We start from the raw sequence: 2,126 nt of genomic DNA, 5'->3' as shown, positions 1-2,126 counted from the left end.
GGGGATCGCAGCGAGCGCGTGGGAAGGCATGACGGCGCTGGGCGGGCAGGAGCGCACCAACTACCCCGTGACCGTGTCCATCGATGACCTGGGCGAAGGCTTTGGCATCGTGGCCCAGGCCGATGCTGCTCTGGGGGCTGAACGGCTGTGTGGATACATGGCGGCGGCCGTGGCCTCCCTGGTCCACGCGCTGGAAAGCGAGCCCGGCCTGGAGGCTGCGGCGCTGGACATGCTGGACGGCAAGGAATGGGCGCAACTGCAGGCCTGGAGCCTGGGCGCCCGAGCCGAACCCGGAATGCAGCCCGTGCACCAGCTGATCGAGCGCCAGGTCCAGGCACGGCCGGATGCCGTGGCGCTGGTCCTTGGCGATCAGGTGCTGAGCTACGACCAGCTCAACCGCCGCGCCAACCAGCTGGCACACCGGCTGATGGCCCTGGGCGTGAGGCCGGAGACCCGGGTGGGCATCGCCATGGAGCGGTCCATCGAGATGGTAGTGGGCCTGCTGGCCATCATGAAGGCCGGTGGCGCCTATGTGCCCCTGGACCCCGATCACCCGCCCGAACGGCTTGCGCAGATGATCGAAGACGGCGCCGTGCGGCGCCTGCTCACCCACAGCGCGCTGCGCGAGCGCCTGCCCGCAGGCGAGGATCTGCAGTGGCTGGACATCGACCGCATCGATGTGGCCGGTGAATCTCAGCGCAACCCCGTGGTTGCCGTGCATGGGGAGCATCTGGCCTATGTGATCTTCACCTCGGGCTCCACGGGCCGCCCCAAGGGCGCGGCCAACCGGCATGCGGCCCTGCACAACCGGCTGGCCTGGATGCAGCAGGCCTATGCGCTCGATGCCTCGGACGCCGTGCTGCAAAAGACACCGTTCAGCTTCGATGTGTCGGTCTGGGAGTTCTTCTGGCCCCTGATGGCCGGCGCCCGGCTGGTGATGGCCGCGCCTGGCGATCACCGTGACCCCGCAAGGCTGGTGGCGCTGATCACGGGCCATGGCGTCACCACCGTGCACTTCGTGCCTTCCATGCTGCAGGCCTTTGTGGCGCACGCGGGCGTTGCGGCATGCACGGGCCTCAGGCGCATCCTGTGCAGCGGCGAGGCCCTGCCGGCCGAGGCGCAGAACGCCGTCTTCAGGCTCCTGCCCGGAGCCGGTCTCTACAACCTCTATGGGCCTACCGAGGCGGCCATCGACGTCACCCACTGGCGCTGCCGCGACGACGGGCGGCTCCAGGTTCCCATCGGCCGGCCCATCAGCGGCATCCGCACCTATGTGCTGGACTGCGCCATGCGGCCGGCGCCACAGGGCGTGGCCGGCGAGCTGTACCTGGGCGGCATGGGCCTGGCGCGCGGCTATCTGAACCGCCCCGCACTGACGGCCGAGCGCTTTGTGGCCGACCCGCTGGACACGCAGGGCGGCCTGCTGTACCGCACGGGCGACCTGGTGCGCTGGAACGTCGACGGCCAGATCGAGTACCTGGGGCGCCTGGACCACCAGGTGAAGATCCGCGGCCTGCGCATCGAGCTGGGCGAGATCGAGGCCCATCTGCTGGCCCAGCCCGGCGTGCGCGAGGCCGTGGTGGTCGCGGCGCAAGCCACATCGGGCGCGGCGGGCGCACGCCTTGTCGCCTATGTGGCCGGCCCGGACGCCGATGCGGGGCTGGCCGAAACCTTGCGCCAGGCGCTGGCCCGGCGGCTGCCGGACTATATGCAGCCTTCGGCCATCGTCGTGCTGCCTGCGCTTGCGCTCAATGCCAACGGCAAGGTGGACCGCAAGGCCCTGCCGCAGCCCGAATGGGCGCAGCGTGGATACGAGCCGCCGCACAACGGGGTGGAGCAGCAGCTGTCGGCGATATGGGCTGAGCTTCTGGGGCAGGACCGCGTGGGGCGGCGCGACAACTTCTTCGAGCTGGGCGGGCACTCGCTGCTGGCCATGGGCATGCTGGAACGCATGCGCGCGCAGGGCCTGTCGGCCTCGGTGCGCAGCCTGTTCCAGCATCCGCAGCTGGCGGATTTTGCGGCGCAGCTGATGCAGGCGGACAGCGCCGCCCAGGTGCAGGTGCCGCCCAACGGCATCCCCGAAGGCTGCACGGCCATCACGCCCGCCATGCTGACACTGGCGGCGC

1 protein-coding gene is annotated in these 2,126 nt (G+C 70.4%); it reads left to right on the top strand.

Annotated elements, in window-relative coordinates; translation table 11 throughout:
• On the top strand, window positions 1-2,126 hold a 2,126-nt coding region (locus DTS01S_RS29140), incomplete at both ends, for an amino acid adenylation domain-containing protein (RefSeq protein WP_156493798.1).

It is taken from the genome of Delftia tsuruhatensis NBRC 16741, from assembly GCF_001571325.1.
Classification (GTDB): domain Bacteria; phylum Pseudomonadota; class Gammaproteobacteria; order Burkholderiales; family Burkholderiaceae_C; genus Comamonas; species Comamonas tsuruhatensis.
This window is presented reverse-complemented; position numbering and strand designations above follow the sequence as displayed.